This is a genomic window from Sphingomonas sp. Leaf25, from assembly GCF_001421635.1.
GTDB lineage: Bacteria > Pseudomonadota > Alphaproteobacteria > Sphingomonadales > Sphingomonadaceae > Sphingomonas.
This window is the reverse complement of sequence record NZ_LMKU01000012.1, coordinates 1-19688: the sequence shown is the minus strand read 5'-3', so window position 1 is coordinate 19688 and position 19688 is coordinate 1. Positions and strand designations below refer to the sequence as shown.

Annotated in this window: 18 protein-coding genes and 1 pseudogene; 17 read left to right on the top strand and 2 right to left on the bottom strand. The window is 67.4% G+C overall.

Translation table 11 applies throughout. The features are described 5' to 3' along the window. The 13 genes and pseudogenes from ASE78_RS19405 to ASE78_RS04685 form a co-directional block, all read left to right on the top strand. A pseudogene (locus tag ASE78_RS19405) lies at window positions 1–269 on the top strand (hypothetical protein); the annotation flags it as partial. Between the two features lie 84 nt (window positions 270–353). After that, complete coding sequence (locus ASE78_RS04735; protein WP_056493972.1) at window positions 354–662, top strand: hypothetical protein; 309 nt, start codon at window positions 354–356, stop codon at window positions 660–662. Between the two features lie 244 nt (window positions 663–906). Beyond that, window positions 907–2562 (top strand): sensor domain-containing diguanylate cyclase, encoded by a 1656-nt coding sequence (locus ASE78_RS04730; protein WP_056493969.1) that lies wholly within the window; start codon window positions 907–909, stop codon window positions 2560–2562. 67 nt (window positions 2563–2629) lie between these two features. Further along, window positions 2630–4324, top strand: a complete 1695-nt coding sequence (locus ASE78_RS04725; protein ID WP_056493966.1) for a long-chain-fatty-acid--CoA ligase — start codon at window positions 2630–2632, stop codon at window positions 4322–4324. Window positions 4325–4925: 601 nt separating this feature from the next. Beyond that, the gene (gene miaB / locus ASE78_RS04720) at window positions 4926–6236 is read left to right on the top strand and encodes a tRNA (N6-isopentenyl adenosine(37)-C2)-methylthiotransferase MiaB (protein WP_082467016.1); all 1311 of its coding nucleotides are present in this window, start codon (window positions 4926–4928) and stop codon (window positions 6234–6236) included. Next, the gene (locus tag ASE78_RS04715) at window positions 6233–6802 is read left to right on the top strand and encodes a hemerythrin domain-containing protein (protein WP_056493963.1); all 570 of its coding nucleotides are present in this window, start codon (window positions 6233–6235) and stop codon (window positions 6800–6802) included. Before miaB ends, ASE78_RS04715 begins: the two co-directional genes overlap by 4 nt. Window positions 6803–7054: 252 nt before the next feature. Next, complete coding sequence (locus ASE78_RS04710) at window positions 7055–8113, top strand: NAD(P)-dependent alcohol dehydrogenase (protein ID WP_056493961.1); 1059 nt, start codon at window positions 7055–7057, stop codon at window positions 8111–8113. Between the two features lie 430 nt (window positions 8114–8543). Next, on the top strand, window positions 8544–9545 hold the full coding sequence (locus ASE78_RS04705) for a PhoH family protein (protein ID WP_056493958.1): 1002 nt from the start codon (window positions 8544–8546) through the stop codon (window positions 9543–9545). Between the two features lie 51 nt (window positions 9546–9596). Then, the gene (locus ASE78_RS18210) at window positions 9597–9854 is read left to right on the top strand and encodes a type II toxin-antitoxin system VapB family antitoxin (protein WP_082447935.1); all 258 of its coding nucleotides are present in this window, start codon (window positions 9597–9599) and stop codon (window positions 9852–9854) included. After that, complete coding sequence (locus tag ASE78_RS04700; protein WP_056493955.1) at window positions 9851–10246, top strand: type II toxin-antitoxin system VapC family toxin; 396 nt, start codon at window positions 9851–9853, stop codon at window positions 10244–10246. The genes ASE78_RS18210 and ASE78_RS04700 overlap by 4 nt, the downstream gene beginning before the upstream one ends. Continuing rightward, window positions 10243–10755: an rRNA maturation RNase YbeY gene (gene ybeY, locus ASE78_RS04695; protein WP_056493952.1), complete on the top strand. Its 513-nt coding sequence runs from the start codon at window positions 10243–10245 to the stop codon at window positions 10753–10755. Before ASE78_RS04700 ends, ybeY begins: the two co-directional genes overlap by 4 nt. A 10-nt stretch (window positions 10756–10765) precedes the next feature. After that, the gene (locus ASE78_RS04690) at window positions 10766–11674 is read left to right on the top strand and encodes a hemolysin family protein (protein ID WP_055755586.1); all 909 of its coding nucleotides are present in this window, start codon (window positions 10766–10768) and stop codon (window positions 11672–11674) included. 292 nt (window positions 11675–11966) lie between these two features. Further along, a complete protein-coding gene (locus ASE78_RS04685; protein ID WP_056493949.1) occupies window positions 11967–13307 on the top strand; it encodes a PQQ-dependent sugar dehydrogenase in 1341 nt (446 codons plus the stop codon). A 113-nt stretch (window positions 13308–13420) separates the two neighbouring features. On the opposite strand, the gene ASE78_RS04680 is transcribed toward ASE78_RS04685, so the two are convergent. Then, window positions 13421–13723, bottom strand: coding sequence for a polyhydroxyalkanoic acid system family protein (locus ASE78_RS04680; protein WP_056493946.1), 303 nt, complete (start codon window positions 13721–13723; stop codon window positions 13421–13423). A 29-nt stretch (window positions 13724–13752) separates the two neighbouring features. After that, complete coding sequence (locus tag ASE78_RS04675) at window positions 13753–14085, bottom strand: SMR family transporter (RefSeq protein ID WP_056493942.1); 333 nt, start codon at window positions 14083–14085, stop codon at window positions 13753–13755. 198 nt (window positions 14086–14283) lie between these two features. On the opposite strand from ASE78_RS04675, the gene lnt reads away from it, so the two are divergent. The 4 genes from lnt (at window position 14284) to ASE78_RS04655 (ending at window position 19507) form a co-directional block, all read left to right on the top strand. Continuing rightward, window positions 14284–15813, top strand: a complete 1530-nt coding sequence (lnt, locus tag ASE78_RS04670; protein WP_056493940.1) for an apolipoprotein N-acyltransferase — start codon at window positions 14284–14286, stop codon at window positions 15811–15813. 75 nt (window positions 15814–15888) lie between these two features. Continuing rightward, window positions 15889–17100 (top strand): methionine adenosyltransferase, encoded by a 1212-nt coding sequence (gene metK, locus ASE78_RS04665; protein ID WP_056493938.1) that lies wholly within the window; start codon window positions 15889–15891, stop codon window positions 17098–17100. A gap of 90 nt (window positions 17101–17190) precedes the next feature. Then, window positions 17191–18015 carry a hypothetical protein gene (locus tag ASE78_RS04660; RefSeq protein WP_056493935.1) on the top strand — a complete coding sequence of 275 codons (825 nt, stop codon included), beginning with the start codon at window positions 17191–17193 and terminating at the stop codon, window positions 18013–18015. A gap of 409 nt (window positions 18016–18424) precedes the next feature. Further along, the gene (locus ASE78_RS04655; RefSeq protein WP_056493932.1) at window positions 18425–19507 is read left to right on the top strand and encodes a hypothetical protein; all 1083 of its coding nucleotides are present in this window, start codon (window positions 18425–18427) and stop codon (window positions 19505–19507) included. Window positions 19508–19688: the final 181 nt, after the last annotated feature.

The window sequence follows — 19688 nt, the reverse complement described above, 5'->3', positions numbered from 1 at the left end:
CCCCGCCGTCGATCCTGCGCGTCTATACCCCGGCCGAGCGCGAGGCCGTGCAGGCGGGCAGCGTCGAGGACTGGAGCCGCGATAGCTGGACCGTCAGCCGCGACTATGCCTATGCCCCCGCGCTCGGCGGCGATGCCTGCGCGCCCAAGCCTGCGGGGCGGGTGAAGCTCGACGATGCGACGATCGCCCGGCTGGTGCCGATCGCGCAGGATCAGGTCCGCAAGGGCGGCCTGCGCCTCGCCCGCCTGCTCGACGAGGCGCTGGGATAAGGGTGTTGCGCACCGGCTGACCGCATGTCAGCTTGGCCCCCGACAAACGGACCGTGACCGACACGGCCGGCAAAGGGGATGAGGATGCGGAAATCGATGACGATGGCGGCGGCCATGGTGCTGGCGTGCGCCACGGCGGGCTGCGGCGTGGCACCGGTGGCGGGCGGCCCGGAACTGACGGTGGCTGGCCCCAGCGCGGCGGTGGAGGCCTTCGTCCGCGCACAGGGCGCGCACCGCCCGACCCGGATGACCAGCTTTCCGCAGGCGCTGGGCGACGGCCGGTCGAGCGCGCGGGTGATGATGCCGATCGGCACCCCCGCCGCCGCGATGCAGGCATTGTCGCAGGAAGCGGTCGCCGCCGGCCTGCGCTCGATCGTCGTCGCGCCGCGCTGAATCCATGTTTTGCGGTGCCGGCCCGCTCCCCCACCCGGCGACCCATTCAGGATACGCTGTGGGTGGCCGGGTGGGGGTAGCCCAGCAAAGTATTACTTTGCTGGGACCCGTGGGGGAGCGGGCCGGCACCGCCTCGAAACTCGCGCTTCCGCGCGGTTCCGGCAAAACCCGCATTTACCGAAAATTGTCGGCTGTGGTGCATCATCGGGCGATGGAGTCGCGGGTTCGACACATTTGGGCGATCATGTTGCTGGCGCTGGCAGTATTCGCTGCCACGCCGGCATCGGCGCAGGCGGGGATCATCGGCGATCCGGTGGCGCTGTGCGTCCGCCCGGCACAGCCGGGGGACAGCGTGCGCGCGATCCTCGCCGAACCTGCCCGGTTCGACTGCACGACGCCGCAGCAATACTTCGGACCTGGCGACTATTGGGTCCTGTCGGGGCCGGTGCAGCGGCACGCCGGCGATCACGGCGCGCTGCGCGTCCGCCAGGCCAGCCTGTGGCAACGCGCGCTCACCCTCTATGCGATCCGCGACGACGGACGGATCGAGGGGATCGCCAGCGACGCATCGGGGGTCAGCGACCATCTCCGCCTCGGCGCGGTGGTCGAACATCGCTTCGACGACCGGCCCGGCACGATCCGGCGGCTGTTGTGGCGGATCGACGGGGCGGCCAACCTGCGCGGCATCGTGGTCGGCGCGCGGATCAGCGACGATGCCGACAGCATCCGGTCGGACCTGCTGCTCGCCGGCCTCTATGCCGGGTTCGTCGGGCTGTGTACCGCGCTGCTGATCTACAATCTCGCGCTGTGGAAGGCGCTGCGCCATGATTTCCAGATCGCCTATTGCGCGATGCTGCTGTGCCTGAACCTCTATGCGCTGTCGTCGTCGGGGGCGCTCGCATGGCTGGTCCCCGACCTGCCGAACAACAGCCGGATCGCGCTCAACCATGTCGTGCTGTCATGGGCGACGGCGGCGGCACTGGCGTTCAGCCGCCGCTTCTTCGAACCGCGCGTCTTTACCGGCTGGGTCGGGCGGGCGACCGACGGCGCGGCGATCGCGTTCTTTGCGCTCGGCGCCGTCTTCATGGCGTTCGCGCCCGTCGCGATCCGGCTGCTCGACCAGGTCTATTCGGTGATGTTCATGGGCGTGCCGCTGGTGGTGCTGCCGATCCTGTGGCGGGCATGGGCACGGCGCAGCAATTACCTCTGGCTGTTCTCGCTCACCTGGGCATCGCCGATCGGCATGGTGGTGATGCGCGGCCTGTATAATCTGAACCTGATCGAGTGGAATTTCTGGATCGACAATTCCACGCTGCTGGCGATGAGCGCGGAGGCGCTGCTCACCAGCCTCGCCATCGCCTATCGCATCCGCCTGCTCAGCATCGAACGCGACGAGGCGGTGCGACAGGAAGCGATCAGCCGCGAACTGGCCGATACCGATCCGTTGACCGGACTGCTCAACCGCCGGGCGTTCATGGCGCGGGCGATCGTGGCGGACGGCCCGCGCACGCTGATGCTGTTCGACATCGATCATTTCAAACAGGTCAACGACACCATCGGCCATGACGGCGGCGACGAGGTGCTGCGCATCTTCGCCCGCGTGCTGCGCGATCATCGTCAGGACGGCGTGCTGCTGGCGCGGATGGGCGGCGAGGAATTCGCGATGCTGGGGCCGGCCCGCGCCATGCCCGATCCCGATGCGGTCCTCTCGGTCGTCCGCGCGCAGAACATGCCGTTCGACCTGCGCGTCACCACCAGCATCGGCATGTGCCACGGCCCGCTCGCCAACGAGGGCGACTGGAAAAAGCTCTACCGTCTCGCCGACCAGGCGTTGTTCCATGCCAAGGCGGCCGGGCGCGACCGCACCGAACGCGCCCGCCCGCTCGCACTCGCAGCGTGAAATCTCGCGGTTGCACAAACTGCAACCCGGCTTGCGGTACTCGCAACTACTGCTAACATTCATGTCAATGAGCAGCGCCGTCCCCCCGCCCGCCCGCTATGGTCATCCCGTGCCATGGGATACCCCGATCCCGCCGATGTCGATGGTCGACCTGTTCGAGCAATCGGCCGCCAGACGCGGGCCGGCACCGCTGATCGACTTCCTCGGTCGGCATTACAGCTATGCCGAAACGAAGAACGGCGCGGACCGGGTGGCGTGCGGCCTCGCGCGGATGGGCTATGGGCCGGGCGACCGCATCGGGTTGTTCCTGCCCAACGTGCCGCATTACATCGCCGCCTATTACGGCATATTGAAACTGGGCGCGACGGTGGTGAACTTCTCGCCGCTCTACACCGCGCAGGAGCTGGCCGCGCAGGTCGCCGACTCGGGGACGAAGCTGCTGTTCACCCTGTCGGCGTCGGCGCTGTTGCCGACCGCGCTCAGGGTGCTCGACGACAGCGCCCTCGAACGGCTGGTGGTGGGGTCGGTCGCCGGCGCGCTGCCGCCGGCCAAGTCGCTGTTCTACCGCTGGTTCCGCTCGGGCGAGGTGACGGCGCGGCCGCACGATCCGCGCATCACCGCCTTTTCCGCGCTGATCGCCAACGACGGCGGCTGCGCGACGCCGGCGATCGACCCGGAACGCGATCTGGCGCTGATCCAGTACACCGGCGGCACCACCGGCAGTCCCAAGGGCGCGATGCTCAGCCACGCCAATCTGGCGGCCAATGCGCGGCAGGTGACATGGCTCGATCCCGATCGCGGGCAGGCGGTCGACCGCATCCTCGGCGTGCTGCCGTTCTTCCATGTCTTCGCCAATACCTGCGTCCTCAACCGCACCGTGCTGTCGGGCGGGGAGATCGTGATGCTGCCGCGCTTCGACGCCGGACAGGTGCTGGCGGCGATCGACCGGACGAAGGCGACCGCGCTGCCCGGCGTGCCGACGATGTACCGCGCGCTGCTCGACCATCCACGCCTGAAGCAGACCGATTTTTCCTCGCTCGCCCACTGCATCTCGGGCGGGGCGCCGCTGCCCCCCGAACTGAAGGCGCGGTTCGAGGCGGCGACCGGCGCGACATTGGTCGAGGGCTATGGCCTGTCGGAAAGCTCGGGCGTGGTGTCGTGCAACCCCTATGCCGGGGTGCAGAAGCCCGGCACCATCGGCCAGCCGATCGCCGGCACCCGCGTCCGCCTCGTCGACAAGGAGGATGCCAGCCGCCCCGCCCCGGACGGCGAGCCGGGCGAGATCGTGGTGGCGGGGCCGCAGATCATGGCGGGCTACTGGAACCGCGCGCAAGCCGACGACACGACCTTTTGTCACGACGCCGACGACACGCGCTGGCTGCGCACCGGCGATGTCGGCACGATCGACGAGGACGGCTTCATCCGCATCGTCGACCGGTTGAAGGACATGATCGCGGTCGGCGGGTTCAAGGTGTTCCCGAGCGAGATCGAGCGCGTGCTCTATCACCACCCGGCGGTGCGCGAGGCGCTGGTGATCGGCCTGCCCAGCGAGTATCGCGGCGAAAGCCCGCACGCCTATGTCACGCTGACCGACGATGCCGGGGTCGACGGCGAAGCGCTGAAAGCATGGCTCAACCCGCAACTGGGCAAGCACGAGCGCGTCGACGAGGTCGTCGTCCGCCTCACCCTGCCCAAGACGATGATCGGCAAGCTGAGCCGCAAGGACCTGATCGCCGAAGTGATGGCCGAGCGGGACGTCTAGGGCGGATCGACATTCCGTCGGCCGTGACGCCAGCAAAGACCATTTCCGTCACCCCGGACTGGTTCCGGGGTGACGAAGGAGGGCGGTGTTTTCGACTACGAACTGCACCGGAATAGTTGAATGTCGATCCCGCCTAGGCCTGATCCAGTCCCGTTTCACCGCACGTCATCTCAGCGAAGGCTGGGATCTGCCGGTGACAGCGCGCGATAGGAACCGCTCGAGGCTCCGGCTGAATCGCAGAAGAAGATCGATCTTCACGCGAAGGCGCGAAGGCCGCGAAGAAGGAAGTTTTGGTTCGCGCGGAGGCGCGGAGGCGCGGAGAAAGTGCGCTCGCCGCGCCGGCGGCACTCCAGTCCCGGCCGCAGCATGAGACAAGGCTTCGCCGGACAGGCTGACACCTCCTGCTTTACATGCTCTCTGCGCCTCCGCGCCTCTGCGCGAACCAATCCCTTCTTCTACCCTCCGCGCCTTCGCGCCTTCGCGTGAAAAAACCTTCTGCCTCTTCCTCCGCGCCTCCGCGTGAACCAACCTTCTTCGCCCGTCCGCGCCGTCGCATGAACCAATCTTCTCGAAACCACCCAAATCCGGTACAGGCCGCCGGATGACCACCACCCCCAAGACCTTCCACGTCAAGTCGTTCGGCTGCCAGATGAACGTCTACGACGGCGAGCGCATGGCCGAGTTGATGAGCGCCGAGGGCATGACCCCGACCGACGATCCACACGCCGCCGACCTCGTCGTGCTCAACACCTGCCACATCCGCGAACGGGCGACCGAAAAGGTCTATTCGGACATCGGCCGTATCCGCAAACACGGGTCCGATCCGATGATCGCGATCGCCGGCTGCGTGGCGCAGGCCGAAGGCGCGGAGATCGTCCGCCGCGCCAAGGTGGACGTGGTGGTCGGCCCGCAGGCGTATCACAACCTGCCGAAACTGGTCGCGCAGGCGGCGGCGGGCACTGCGCAGCTCGACACCGACATGCCGGTCGAATCCAAGTTCGCCCACCTGCCCGCGCGCCGCCGCGTGGGGCCGAGCGCGTTCCTGACCGTGCAGGAAGGCTGCGATAAATTCTGCACCTATTGCGTGGTGCCCTACACTCGCGGCGCCGAGATCAGCCGGCCGTACGCGCGCGTGCTCGACGAGGCGAAGGCGCTGGTCGACGCCGGCGCGCGCGAGATCACGCTGCTCGGGCAGAACGTCAACGCCTGGGCCGATGCCGACGGGCGCGGGCTGGACGCGCTGATCCGCGACCTCGACCGGATCCCGGCGCTGGAGCGCATCCGCTATACCACCAGCCACCCAAACGACATGACGCAGGGGCTGATCGACGCGCACGGCGATGTCGAGAAACTGATGCCGTTCCTCCACCTGCCGGTGCAGGCGGGCAGCGACCGCGTGCTGAAAGCCATGAACCGCAGCCACACCAGCGACAGCTATCTGCGCATCCTCGACCGGGTGCGCGCGGTGCGCCCCGACATCGCGCTGTCGGGCGATTTCATCGTCGGCTTCCCCGGCGAAACCGATGCCGAGTTCGAGGAGACGCTCAAGCTGGTCGACGCGGTCGGCTATGCGCAGGCGTTCAGCTTCAAATACAGTCCGCGCCCCGGCACCCCCGCAGCCGACATGGGCGGCGACGTTCCGCTGGCGGTGATGGACGAACGGCTGCAACGGTTGCAGGCGGCGCTGCTGCGCGACCAGAAGGCGTTCAACGACGCCACGGTTGGCCGCACCTGCCAGGTGCTGGTCGAACGCCAGGGTCGACAGGCCGGACAGATGCTTGGCAAGTCGCCGTGGCTGCAATCGGTCCACTTCATGACCGATGCGAAGGTCGGCGACATGGTCGAGGTCGAGGTCGTCGGTGCCGGCCCCGTCTCGCTGTCGGGCGTGGAGCGGATGCGGGCGGCGGCGTGAGCGACCTGACGCTGGGCAAGCGCAGCAGCATCGGCGACGACCTCGCCTATCTGCGCGCGGCGCATCCGCAGCCCGGCTGGCGCGGCCACACGAATTTCGGCCAGCTCGCCGATTTCTGGCTCCACGTCCACGCGAGTCTCCGCGCCGAGGCGGCGGCGATCGATACCACGGTCAAGGCGCTGCTCGGCGGCCGGCTCGATCCGGCAGGATTCCAGCGGCGCTTCGTCCCCGAACTGAACCGCTTCCTGCAACACCTCGATGCGCATCACCGGATCGAGGATCACGCCTATTTCCCCAAGTTCCGCGCGCTCGATCCGCGCATGGCGGCAGGCTTCGACCTGCTCGACGGCGATCATCACACGATCCACGCCGCGCTGGTCGCCAATGCCGACGCCGCGCGCACGCTCCTCGCCGCGCTCGGCGGATCGGGCGCGCCCGATCGCGCGGCGGCGGACTATGCCGCGCGGACCGATGCGTTGCTGGGGCTGCTGCACCGCCATCTGGCGGACGAGGAGGATCTCGTCATCCCCGCGATGCTCGAACACGGCGAACGTTCGCTGGCGTAATCCCACCATCGTCACCCCGGACTTGTTCCGGGGTCCACCTCACCGCACCCGCAGCACCCGTTCATCGAGCGGAAGCGCCTGCCGCACGGTGGACCCCGGAACAAGTCCGGGGTGACGGAGGTGTCGTTTGGCGCAACCAGTCCCCGCCCGGTCCGAAAAATCCATATCGCGATATAATATATCAGCAACCAAAACTGTCGTGCGGCATTGCACGCGGGGAATCCCCTACCCTTTCACGGAAAGCTCCCCGCCATGACGACCCCCGCCCAAGGCTATGCCGCGCAGAGCGCCGACGCGAAGCTTGCACCCTTCTCGTTCGAACGCCGTGACCCGCAGGCCACCGACGTCGCAATCGACATCCGCTACTGTGGCGTCTGCCACAGCGACCTGCACACCGCACGCGGTGAATGGCCGGGCACGCTCTACCCCTGCGTTCCGGGCCACGAGATCGTCGGCACCGTGACCGCCGTCGGCAGCGACGTAACCAAGTTCAAGGCGGGCGATACCGTCGGCGTCGGCTGCATGGTCGATAGCTGCGGCGAATGCCCGTCGTGCCATGAGGGCGAGGAGCAATATTGCACCGGCACCGGCTTCGTCGGCACCTACAACGGCCCCGATCCGGTGCTGGGCGGCCACACCTTCGGCGGCTATTCGGACCATATCGTCGTCGATCAGGATTTCGTGCTGAACGTCCGCCACGACGAGAAGGACCTCGCCGCCGTCGCCCCGTTGCTGTGCGCGGGCATCACCACCTATTCGCCGCTCAAGCACTGGGGCGTCGGGCCGGGTCAGAAGGTCGGTATCGTCGGCTTGGGCGGTCTCGGCCACATGGGCGTCAAGATTGCGGCGGCGATGGGCGCCGACGTCTATGTCTTCTCGACCTCGCCGAACAAGCGCGACGACGCGATCCGGCTGGGCGCGAAGGATCTGATCGTGTCGAAGGACGAAGACTCGATGGCCGAACATGCCGGCAGCTTCGACTTCATCCTCAACACCGTCGCTGCCGCCCACAACCTCGACCAGTTTCTGGGCCTGCTCAAGCGCGACGGCACGATGACGCTGGTCGGCGTGCCGGAGACGCCGCATCCCTCGCCCTCGGTCGGCACGCTGGTCTTCGGCCGCCGCTCGCTCGCCGGATCGCTGATCGGCGGCATTGCCGAGACGCAGGAAATGCTCGATTTCTGCCACCAGCACGGCCTGACGGCGGACATCGAGACGATCGCGATGGACGAGATCGAGACGGGTTACGACCGGATGCAGAAGAGCGACGTGAAATACCGCTTCGTCATCGACATGGCGACGTTGAAGTAACGGTCCGCGTTTCGGGTCGAAGCTGAGAAGAAGCTTTGGTTCACGCGGAGGCGCGGAGACGCGGAGAAGAAGTATAAGGCGTTTTCGCGCAGAGGCGCAGAGGACGCGGAGGGGTTGGAGAACAGGACCGGTCCGATCCTCCGGCGAAGCTTCTTGCCCTGCTGCGGCCGAGAATGGAGCGCCGCTGGCGCGGCAAGCGGTCCCTCTCTGCGTCCTCAGCGCCCTCTGCGCGAAAACTCCTTCTTCTCCGCGCCTCCGCGCGAACCAAAGCTTCCTCCTTCTTCGTACCCGTCGCGCGAACAAACACCGAAAACACCCCTTCCCCCGGCCCGCGCCATCTGCCACCTTCACGCATGATGCCGCCGCGCCCCGCCGCCTCCGTCCCGACCGGCCCCGCGCGCCATCCCGTTCCCGTACCCGAAAGGATCGCATGAGCCGCAAGCCCGTCCCCGCCCAGGCCGGCCAACGTGCCCGCGCCGAAGTCACCTTCGACAAGCCGCAACTCCTCCCCCGCCTGTTCGGCGAGTTCGACGCAAACCTGCTCGCGCTGGAGGAACGGCTGGGCGTCTATATCACCGCGCGCGGCGACCGCGTCGGTATCGAGGGGTCGGCCGAAGCCGTCGCCCACGCCCGCGAGGTGCTGAACGAACTGCACCGCCGCCTGCTGCGCGGCGAGGCCATCGACCCCGGCCTGATCGACGCGGTGATTGCCATGTCGTCGCAACCGGCACTCGACGGCATCTTCCGCGCGGAAAATGGCGAGGGCGCGCCCTCGATCATGATCCGCACGCGCAAGAAGACGATCGTGCCGCGCACCATCGCGCAGGCGGGCTACATGCGCCAGTTGCTCGACCACGACATCATCTTCGCGCTGGGGCCGGCGGGCACCGGCAAGACCTATATCGCCGTCGCGCAGGCCGTAGCGCAACTCATCACCGGCAGCGTGCAGCGCCTCATCCTGTCGCGCCCGGCGGTCGAGGCGGGCGAGAAGCTGGGCTTCCTGCCCGGCGACATGAAGGAGAAGGTCGACCCCTATCTCCGCCCGCTCTACGACGCGCTGAACGACTGCCTGCCCGCCGAACAGGTCGAACGCCGCATCCTGTCGGGCGAGATCGAGATCGCACCGATCGCGTTCATGCGCGGCCGGACGCTCGCCGACGCCTTCGTCATCCTCGACGAGGCGCAGAACACCACGCCCGCGCAGATGAAGATGTTCCTCACCCGCTTCGGCCAGAACAGCCGCATGGTGGTGTGCGGCGATCCCAACCAGACCGATCTGCCCGGCGGTGTGCAGGCATCGGGCCTTGCCGACGCCACCCGCCGGCTGGAGGGGATCGAGGGCATCGCCTTCGCCCGCTTCGGCGCGGGCGACGTGGTGCGCCACCCGATCGTCGGCCGCATCGTCGAAGCCTATGAGGGCAAGGACGCTTGATACAGGGGATATCCCGCACTAGCTTGCGGGATATCCCGTTCGGAGGTTGCGATGGCGTCGCTTTACATCAAGGACCCGGCTACTGCCGAACATGCTGCTCGCTTGGCCGAGCAGCTTGGTATCAGTAAAACAGACGTGGTTCGCCGTGGGCTGGCGGCGCTGGAAACCCAATTGTCTCCGGAAGAACGACGCCGCACCTTTCGCGATCGGATGGCTAAATGGCGTGCAGCGAATCCCTTGCCGCCACCCACGGGACTGAAAGCGGATAAAGCGTTTTACGACTGGCTGAGCGGCGAGGAGGACGTTTGACCCTCTTTGTAGATGCGTCGGCGCTGGTATCCATACTGACGGACGAACCGGATGCCGCATCGCTGATCGACCGGATGGCGGATGACGGACATCTGTTGTCCTCGGCAATCGCGGTATGGGAAACGACCATGGCGGTCGCGCGCAGTCGAAAATGCCAACCACCGGAAGCGTTGGCGCTCGTCGAGCTGTTCTGTCGCGACATGGATATTGCGCTGACCCCGATCGGCCCGTCCGAATCCTTGATCGCCGTCGAGGCGTTCACGCGCTACGGCAAGGGTCGCCACGACGCGAAACTCAACATGGGCGATTGCTTCGCCTATGCCTGCGCCCGTACCAACGACGCCCGCCTGCTGTACAAGGGCGACGATTTCGCAAGGACCGACCTTTCATGATCGACATCGCCGTTCAGGCCGAGGCGGACTGGCCGCAGGACACCGACTGGGAGGCGCTCGCCACCCGTGCCGCGACCGCGCTGATCGGCCGCACGCCGCAGGGCGGCTGGCTGACCGATCCGGCGCTGATCGAGGTCGCGGTGCGGCTGACCAGCGATGACGAGGTGCAGACGCTCAACCGGCAATATCGCCAGAAGGACAAGCCGACCAATGTCCTGTCGTTCCCGATGATTCAGAGCGACCTGCTCGACACCGTCACGCAGAACAGCGACGACGGCGAGGTGCTGCTGGGCGACATCGTCCTCGCCCACGGCGTGTGCGCCGCCGAAGCGGCGGAACGCGGCATTTCGGTCGCCGATCATGCCACGCACCTCATTGTCCATGGCTGCCTGCATTTGCTAGGTCACGATCACCAGAATGATGCCGAGGCGGAAGCCATGGAGGCGATCGAGCGTTCGACGCTCGCCGAACTCGGCCTGCACGATCCCTATCCCGTTACAGAGGACTGACACGACCATCATGGCCGACGTTTCGACCAGCACCACGCCCGGCGACAGTAGCAGCGGCGAAGGGGGCATATGGCGCGGCCTGCGCTCGCTGATCTTCGGAACCGAGGCCAGCGAAACGCTGCGCGAACGGATCGAGGAAGTGATCGCCGCGCACGAGGAGGAACATGACGCGCAGGTAAAGGGGGACCTGTCGCCGATCGAGCGCAAGATGCTGCGCAACATCCTCCATTTCGGCGAACGCGACGCCGGCGACATGGGCGTGCCGCGCGCCGACATCGTCGCGCTGGAGGAGAACACCCCCTTCGCCGACGTGGTGAAGATCTTCGCCGAAGCGGGGCACAGCCGCCTCCCGGTGTACCGCGAAAAGCTCGATACCGTCGTCGGCATGGTCCATGTGAAGGACGTCTTCGCGATTCTCGCCAAGGGCGAGGAACACCCCCCGACCGCAATCAGCCTGCTGCGCCAGCCGCTCTACGTACCGCAGTCGATGGGCACGCTCGACCTCTTGGCGCAGATGCAGGCCAGCCGCACCCACTTGGCGATCGTGCTCGACGAATATTCGGGCACCGATGGCCTCATCACCATCGAGGATCTGGTCGAGGAAATCGTCGGCGCGATCGAGGACGAGCATGACGAGGCCCCGACCGACCTGTTCGTGCCCTTGGACGGCGGCGCATGGGAGGCGGATGCCCGCGCCGAGCTGGAGGACGCCGCCGAACTGATCGATCCGCGGCTGGGCGAAGTCGACGAGGATGTCGAGACGCTGGGCGGCCTCGCCTTCGTACTCGCGGGCGAAGTGCCCAAGGAAGGGACCTGCCTCGACCACCCCTCGGGCTGGAAGATCGAGATCGTCGCCGCCGACACCCGCCGCGTGCTGCGCCTGCGCCTCCATCCACCGGTGTCGACCGAGGACGAATAGGGCAACCTCCTCACCTCCCTGACAAGAGAGGAGCCGGGGGTGGGTCGGTTCGGGGCGAGTGCTGCCGTTCCGTCGTGGACCTACCTGTTCCACCTCGCAACAAGCGTCGCCCCGGCGAAGGCCGGGGCCTCAAGCGGCGCTTGTCGCGCATCAGCCCCGGGAGATCTCAGCCTTCGCTGGGATGACGCTCGCTTCAAGGCAGGTGAATCAACCTGAGCCTCCCCCACGAAAATTCACCCCCACCCCCCGGACACCGCTTCCCCCCGCCCCGCCGCCCGCCTATTCAGGCGTCATGCGCAAACACGTCATCCGCCTGACCATCATCGTCATCGTGCTGCTCGCGCTGCTGGCGTTCTATCTGACGCGGCCCGACCGGGCGCGCTTCAGCGAGCAGGCGGTGACCGGCCGGACCCCGCAACTCTCGCAGGCACGGCCGCAGCGTATCCCGACGGTCCGTGTCGCCGAACCGATCGGCTGGGCCGATGGCCAGACGCCGACCGCAGCCGCCGGCTTGCAGGTACAGCCATTCGCCAAGGGACTCGACCATCCGCGCTGGCTCTATGCCCTCGCCAACGGCGACGTGCTGGTGGCGGAAAGCAACAGCCCGCCGCGCGAAGGCGGCGGCATCACCGGCTGGTTCATGAAGCGGTTCATGGACCGCGCCGGGGCGGGCACCCCGTCGGCCAATCGCATCACCCTGTTGCGCGACGTGAACGGCGACGGCGTGACGGAGAGTCGCAGCGCGCTGCTGACCGGGCTGAACTCGCCGTTCGGCATGGCGGTGGTCGGCGACTGGCTCTACGTCGCCAACACCGACGCGCTGGTGCGCTATCCCTTCCGCGTCGGCCAGACCAAGATCACCGCCGCGGCGGAGAAGATCATCGCGCTGCCCGGCGGCGGCAACCACTGGGCGCGCAACGTCGTGGCGGCCCCCGACGGCAAGTCGCTCTACGTCAGCGTCGGCTCCGCCTCGAACATCGCCGAAAACGGCCTCGACGTGGAGAAGAACCGCGCCGCGATCTGGCAGGTGAACCCCGAAACCAAAAGCTTCCGCATCTATGCCACAGGCCTGCGCAACGCCAACGGCATGGCATTCGAGCCGCGCAGCAAGGAATTGTGGGCGGTGGTCAACGAACGCGACATGATCGGATCGGACATGCCGCCCGATTATCTGACGAAGGTGGAATTCGGCGGCAACTATGGCTGGCCGTGGCATTATTGGGGCGGCTACATCGACGATCGCGTCCAGCCGCAGCGGCCCGATCTGCGCGAATATGTCGTCCGCCCCGATTATGCGCTGGGCGCGCATGTCGCGCCCCTGGGCCTCGCCTTCACCGATGCGATGCGGCTGGGCGATCGCTTCGGCAATGGCGCGGTGGTCGGCCTGCACGGATCGTGGAACCGAGTGCCGCCGTCGGGCTACAAGGTGGTCTATGTGCCGTTCGGCACCAACGGCTTTCCGCTGCCGAACAGCCGCCCGGTCGATCTGCTCACCGGCTTCCTGACCGCCGACGGCAAGCAGGTCCACGGCCGTCCGGTCGGTGTCATCGCCGACCGCACCGGCGCGATGCTGGTGGCCGACGACGTCGGCAACGTGGTCTGGCGCGTCAGCCAGCCACGGGCGGCGCGCTGAGGCCCTCCCTCCGTCATTCCGGCGAAGGCCGGAATCCATGGATGGGTGACGGCAGCGATAGAGTCGCCAGCACCCGACACAATGGATTCCGGCCTTCGCCGGAATGACGAACGTTACTTGAGAAGTGCCGGCCCATCGCGCCCCAGTTTCTCCCGAATCTTCGCGGCGAACAGTGCCAGCATCGGCGGCAGGTCGAGCACCGCATGAACATGCGTGTCGTGCAGGTCGCAGCGCGCCTGCACGCTCTGTCCCATCGCGCTGACGGTGAAGTGGAGCGTATCCCCCTCCCACCGTTTGTCGTGCATCGTGCCGCCGGGGATCATGCCCGCCAGCTTGTCGATGCCGCCATCGATTCGCGTCCGCACCCCTGCGCGGCCCAGCTTGTGGGGAATGTCGACTTCGACCGGCTGTGTCATGAACGCTCCTGTACGGTGATATTCCCCAGTTAGTGCGCCACGCTACGCGAAAACAGGTTCATCACGATCACCCCGGCGATGATGAGTGCCATGCCGGTGAGCGCCGCCCCGTCCAGCCGCTGCCCCTGCCACCCCCACGCGATTCCGGCGACCAGCACGATGCCGACGCCGGACCAGATCGCATAGGCGATCCCGGTCGGCATCGTGCGCAGCGCCAGCGACAGGCAATAAAAGGCGACGGCATAGCCGACGACGGTTACGATCGAGGGGACGAGGCGGGTGAATCCCTGCGTCGAGCGCATCATCGAGGTAGCGATCACTTCGGCGACGATCGCGACGGCGAGCCAGGCATAGGCGGTCATGCCGGTACTGATACCGCGCGACGGCGGCCAAAATAACCCATGTTCGTCACCCCGGACCTGTTCCGGGGTCCACCGTGCGGCAGGCGGCACGGTACGGGACGAACGACATTGCCGACGGAGCCGTGGACCCCGGAACGAGTCCGGGGTGACGAGGGCCGGGAACAACTCCCCCTTGCACCCGCCCGCCCCACGGCGGATATGCCGCGCGTGTCTGCGCTCCTCGCTCTCCTCGCCGGCCTGACTTCGGCCCTTGGCTTCGCGCCGCTCGAATGGTGGCCGGTGACGCTGGCCGCGTTCGCGCTGTGGCTGTGGCTGGTCCATCGCGCGCCGAGCCTCAGGACCGCGCTGTGGCGGTCGTGGCTGTTCGGCGTCGGCCATTTCACCATCGGCAACAACTGGATTCAGCACGCCTTCGACTTTCAGGACCGGATGCCCCCCGCGCTTGGCTATGTCGCGGTCGTCGGCCTCGCGCTCTACCTCGCGGTCTATCCGATGCTCGCCGGCGGCCTCGCATGGCGGCTGGGGCGGCGCGGCGAGCGCCCCGACCTCGGCTTTGTCCTGATCGCCGGCGCGGGCTGGATCGCCACCGAATACCTCCGCGCGGTGGTGATGACGGGCTATCCATGGAACCCGGTCGGCGCGATCTGGGTCCCGACCCCGCTGCGCCATCTTGCCGCCTTCACCGGCACCTACGCGCTGTCGGGACTGACCATCGTCGCCAGCGCCGCGATCCTGCTGCCCCGGTCGCGCGTACGCTACGCCGTGCTGGTTGGGCTTGCCGTGCTGATGGCCGGGTTCGCATGGATGGAACGCCCCGCCACCCCGGCCGTATCGTCCGACGCGCCGCGCGTGCGCGTGGTCCAGCCCAATGCGGGCAAGGAGGACCAGAACCAGCCGGGGTATGACGATCGGGTATTCGATACGCTGGTCGCGCTGTCAGGGCGGCCAGGGCCGGTTCCCCGGCTGGTGATCTGGCCGGAAGGTGCGGTCAACCCGCCGTTGGAGGATGGCTATCCCCCCGAATGGTATCCGCAGTCCCCGTTCCTGCTGCGCACGCGCATTGCCGAGACGCTGGGGCCGCGCGACGTCGCGTTGGTCGGCGGAACCGCCCTGTTCTTCGATCGCCAGCGCCGGATCGAAGGGGCCGGCAATTCGGTGTTCGCCATCACCGCCGATGCCCGCATCATCGGCCGGTACGACAAGGCCCATCTGGTGCCGGGCGGGGAATATCTGCCGTTGCGCTCGATCCTCCAGCCGCTCGGCCTGTCGCGGCTGGTGATGGGGGATGTCGATTTCCGCCCCGGCCCCGGCCCAGCGACGATCGCGGTTCCCGGTTTCGGCGATGCGGGGATGCAGGTCTGCTACGAGATCATCTTTTCCGGGCAGGTCGTCGACCCGACGCACCGGCCACGCTTCATCGTCAATCCGTCCGTCGATTCATGGTACGGCAGTTGGGGGCCACCGCAACATCTGGCACAGGCGCGGCTGCGCGCCGTCGAGGAAGGATTGCCGGTGTTGCGCTCCACGACCAACGGCATTTCGGCGGTGATCGACGCATCGGGCGCGCTGGTAGCAACCATCCCCATGCGCCGCGCCGACGCGATCGAGGTTCCGATTCCCGCCCCGCACCCCCCGACCTTGTTCGCGCGGCTGGGCAACTGGCTGGCGCTGGCGATGATAGTTTTGCTTAGCGGCCTCGCGATTGCCATCCGCCGCGCCGCGCGCTAGGGCCATGGACATAAGGAAAGCTTTATATGCGGCATGGCAACGGCCGCGCGCTTTCGCTCTAACCAGAGGAAGTCCATGCGTTCCAATTATCTCTTCACCTCGGAATCGGTATCCGAAGGCCATCCCGACAAGGTCGCCGACCAGATTTCCGATTCGATCGTCGATCTGTTCCTGTCGAAAGACCCTGAAGCGCGCATCGCCTGCGAAACGCTGACCACCACCCAGCTCGTCGTGCTGGCCGGGGAAATCCGCTGCAAGGGCGTGTTCGAGAACGGCCAGTGGGCCGACGGCGCGCAGGCCGAGATCGAGGCCGCCGTTCGTGAGACGGTGAAGACGATCGGCTATGAACAGTCGGGCTTCCACTGGGAGACTTTCCGCTTCGAAAACAACCTGCATGCACAGTCGGCGCATATCGCGCAGGGCGTCGACGCATCGGGCAACAAGGACGAAGGCGCCGGCGATCAGGGCATCATGTTCGGCTTCGCCTGCGACGAGACGCCCGACCTGATGCCGGCCACGCTCGACTACAGTCACAAGATCCTCGCGAAGATGGCGGCCGATCGGCACGCGCGCACCGCGCCGTTCCTCGAACCCGACGCCAAGAGCCAGGTCACGCTGCGCTTCGAAAACGGCAAGCCGGTCGCCGCCACCGCGATCGTCGTGTCGACCCAGCATGCGCCGGGCTATGACGAGGGCGACAAGGAGGCCGAACTCCACGCCTATGTGAAGTCGGTCATCGCCGACGTGCTGCCCGCCGACCTGCTGTCGGACGCGACCGAATATCACATCAACCCGACCGGTTCGTTCGAGATCGGTGGCCCCGACGGCGACGCCGGGCTGACCGGCCGCAAGATCATCGTCGACACCTACGGCGGTGCCGCCCCGCACGGCGGCGGCGCGTTCAGCGGCAAGGACCCGACCAAGGTCGATCGCTCGGCGGCGTACATCACCCGCTATCTGGCGAAGAACATCGTCGCCGCCGGCCTCGCCAAGCGCTGCACGATCCAGCTTGCCTATGCGATCGGCGTGTCGAAGCCGCTGTCGCTCTATGTCGACACCCACGGCACCGGCACCGCCGACGACGCCGCGATCGAAACCGCGATCGCCAAGATCGAGAAGCTGGGCGGCCTGACCCCGCGCGGCATCCGCATGGCACTCGGCCTCAACAAGCCGATCTATCGCGCCACCGCCGCTTATGGCCATTTCGGCCGCAAGCCCGAAGGCGACCTGTTCCCGTGGGAAAAGACCGACCTGGTCGACGAACTGAAGGCGGCGCTGGCGGCGTAAACCGTCTCGACAGCGTGCGTTTTTTGCGGGAGGTTCGCCGGCGACGGCGGACCTCCTTTGCATTGGGGGCCGCGTCGAAGGGGGGACCTGATGCGACGCTTCCTGCTTCTGCTCGCGGCCTGTGCCGCGCTGCCCGCCGCTGCCCAGACGACACCGGCACCTGCTCCCGCCCCCACCGCCGCCGAACAGGCCGAACTCGACCGGATCACGGCACGCGGGCGATTGATAGCCGCCTATGACCGCGCGGCATGGCTCGGCACCGACGATGCGTTGCCCCGTCTCGGCCAGCGGCGCGATCAGTTGGGCGGCTGGATCGTCGACGGCCCGGCGAGCGAACCGACCGTCGTGTTCCACGACCGCTCGAACCCGCAGCGGGCGCTCTATTCGGCGCGGCTGGTCGGCGGCAAACTCGTCAATGCCACGATGCTGTCGGGCGACGCGGCCATCCTGTCGCCCGACCGGCTGCGCCTGATCGCGGCGCGCAACGCAGCGGCGAGGGCGATTGGCGCGGCCGGCATCGGTCCGTGCGGGTCATCGTTCAACACGGTCGTCGTCCCGCCGCCGACCGCGACGGGTCCGACTTCGGTCTATTTCCTGTCGCCGCAGATGAAGGCGGGCGAGATGCCGATTGGTGGCCACTACCGTGTCGATGTCGCCGTCGACGGCACGCCCGGCACCCCCTACGCCTTTTCCAAAGGCTGCATGACGCTGCCACCCCCGCCGCCCGGCATCCGTGAGGCGCTGGCCATCGCCTCGACGCTCACCGCGCCGCTGCCCAACGAAACGCACAGCTTCGCGGTGGAGGCATACCGACGGCCGCTGGTCGTCATGATCCCCGGCCCGGCACGCGCGTTCCTGCTCCGCCCGGGGCAACCGGTCCGCCCGTTCGACATGCCCGCCACGCCGCGCCGCTAGTGGTTGGTCCATCCGCCTTGAACCACGCGTCATCCCAGCGAAGGCTGGAATCTCCCCGTGGTAGCACACAGCAGGAGCGGCGGCAGGCTCCAGCCTCCGCTGGGGCGACGCTTTGGGCACGATGAATCAACGACAAATGCCGATCGGCACTCCGCCCGGAACGGCGCATGATCCGGCGTTTCAGGTCGGACGCGCTATCCGCTTCGTCCACCCCGGACCTGTTCCGGGGTCCACTCGGCCGCACACGCTGCCGCTCAAGACTCGGACCACATCGATTGCCGCACCGTAGACCCCGGAACACGTCCGGGGTGACGGTACGGAAATGAATCTCGATCAGACATAGTACATCGAATCACGCAAAACACGCCGACAGCGCCCGGCCAAACGGCGCACCAAAGGGGGGAATGCGATGCGAACGACGACGGGCCTGCTCACGGCCGCACTCGGCGCGATGCTCGCCACCACCCTGCCGGCGACCGCGCAGCAGATGGGCAAGACCATCATCCGCACCTCGGCGACCAAGCCCTATCGCTTCCGCCACAGCCGCCTCGCCGTTCCCGCCGTCCTCGACGGCATTCCCCGCACCAGCGTCGAGGCGCTCGGCGCGGATGAACTCGACGTCTATGCCCGCTACGAACGGGGCAACGACATGATTACCGTCTATGTCTATCGCCAGGTCAGCGGCGCAGTGCCGGTATGGTTCGACCGCGCCCGCCATTCGATCGAAACGCGCGCCGACCTGTTCGGCACCGTCACTCCGGCGATGGTCGCCACCGCCTTCACTCCGCCGGGACAGGCCACGCCCAGCGGCCTGATCGGCGCATGGAGCATCACCAAGCCGCCCTATCGCGGCACGGCGCTGGCGCTGCTGCCGCTCGGCGAATGGCTGGTGAAGGTGCGCTACAGCTCGTCCACCCTCGACGGCGCGGGTGTCGCCGCGCGGATGCCCGCCGTGCTGGCCGCGCTCGACTGGCCGAAGAATATCGCGACCGGCCCGGTCGCGCAGCCGATCGCCGATTGCGCCACGCCGCTCACCTTCCCCACCACCGCGCAGCCGGTCCGCGACGAACAGGCGCTGACATCGGCGGCGATCACCGGCGGGCTGTTCGCCTCGCTGCTGGCCAAGGCGACGCCCGAACCCGCCGTCACGTCGGTGCTGTGGTGCCGCGATCCGGCCCCGGCGCGCGTCGGCGGCGTCTACCGCGCCAATGCCGCGACCGACGCCTATCTGCTGGCGTTCACCGATTCGGGACGCGGGGCCAGCGTCGCACCCGACGCGATGGGCGTGCTGCTCGACGAAAAGGCTCCGCCACGCTGGTCGGTATCGCTCGACGATCTGGGGGCCACGACCAGCTACCCGCCGATGACCGCGCTCCCCCGCCCCGATCAGGTGATCGCCGCGCTCGAAGGCCCCGCCCTGTCGCGCACCTCGACCTGGGGCAAGAAGCGGCAGGTCGATGTCAATTCTGCCATGGTGGGGTCGGGCAAGTAGCGGCGCTGTCCTACAGTGCGGCGGCCGGGTAGCGTACCGGCCGCTCCTTGACCACGCGCAGATGACTTCACGATCACCGATCGCCACTGTTGCGATACGTTCGCAACAAACGCGCCATTAGGCCGCGTCTGCATTTATCGTAGCCAGATCGTGGCGCAGGCGAGATGTACGAAGCCCATGA

Coding starts and splice junctions, on each gene's coding strand:
- ASE78_RS18210 (WP_082447935.1), top strand. CDS start 9,597: ATGGCGTCGCTTTACATCAAGGACCCGGCTACTGCCGAACATGCTGCT.
- ASE78_RS04660 (WP_056493935.1), top strand. CDS start 17,191: ATGCGACGCTTCCTGCTTCTGCTCGCGGCCTGTGCCGCGCTGCCCGCC.
- ASE78_RS04655 (WP_056493932.1), top strand. CDS start 18,425: ATGCGAACGACGACGGGCCTGCTCACGGCCGCACTCGGCGCGATGCTC.
- ASE78_RS04705 (WP_056493958.1), top strand. CDS start 8,544: ATGAGCCGCAAGCCCGTCCCCGCCCAGGCCGGCCAACGTGCCCGCGCC.
- ybeY (WP_056493952.1), top strand. CDS start 10,243: ATGATCGACATCGCCGTTCAGGCCGAGGCGGACTGGCCGCAGGACACC.
- ASE78_RS04725 (WP_056493966.1), top strand. CDS start 2,630: ATGAGCAGCGCCGTCCCCCCGCCCGCCCGCTATGGTCATCCCGTGCCA.
- miaB (WP_082467016.1), top strand. CDS start 4,926: ATGACCACCACCCCCAAGACCTTCCACGTCAAGTCGTTCGGCTGCCAG.
- ASE78_RS04685 (WP_056493949.1), top strand. CDS start 11,967: ATGCGCAAACACGTCATCCGCCTGACCATCATCGTCATCGTGCTGCTC.
- ASE78_RS04675 (WP_056493942.1), bottom strand. CDS start 14,085: ATGACCGCCTATGCCTGGCTCGCCGTCGCGATCGTCGCCGAAGTGATC.
- metK (WP_056493938.1), top strand. CDS start 15,889: ATGCGTTCCAATTATCTCTTCACCTCGGAATCGGTATCCGAAGGCCAT.
- ASE78_RS04735 (WP_056493972.1), top strand. CDS start 354: ATGCGGAAATCGATGACGATGGCGGCGGCCATGGTGCTGGCGTGCGCC.
- ASE78_RS04680 (WP_056493946.1), bottom strand. CDS start 13,723: ATGACACAGCCGGTCGAAGTCGACATTCCCCACAAGCTGGGCCGCGCA.
- ASE78_RS04730 (WP_056493969.1), top strand. CDS start 907: ATGTTGCTGGCGCTGGCAGTATTCGCTGCCACGCCGGCATCGGCGCAG.
- lnt (WP_056493940.1), top strand. CDS start 14,284: ATGCCGCGCGTGTCTGCGCTCCTCGCTCTCCTCGCCGGCCTGACTTCG.
- ASE78_RS04690 (WP_055755586.1), top strand. CDS start 10,766: ATGGCCGACGTTTCGACCAGCACCACGCCCGGCGACAGTAGCAGCGGC.
- ASE78_RS04710 (WP_056493961.1), top strand. CDS start 7,055: ATGACGACCCCCGCCCAAGGCTATGCCGCGCAGAGCGCCGACGCGAAG.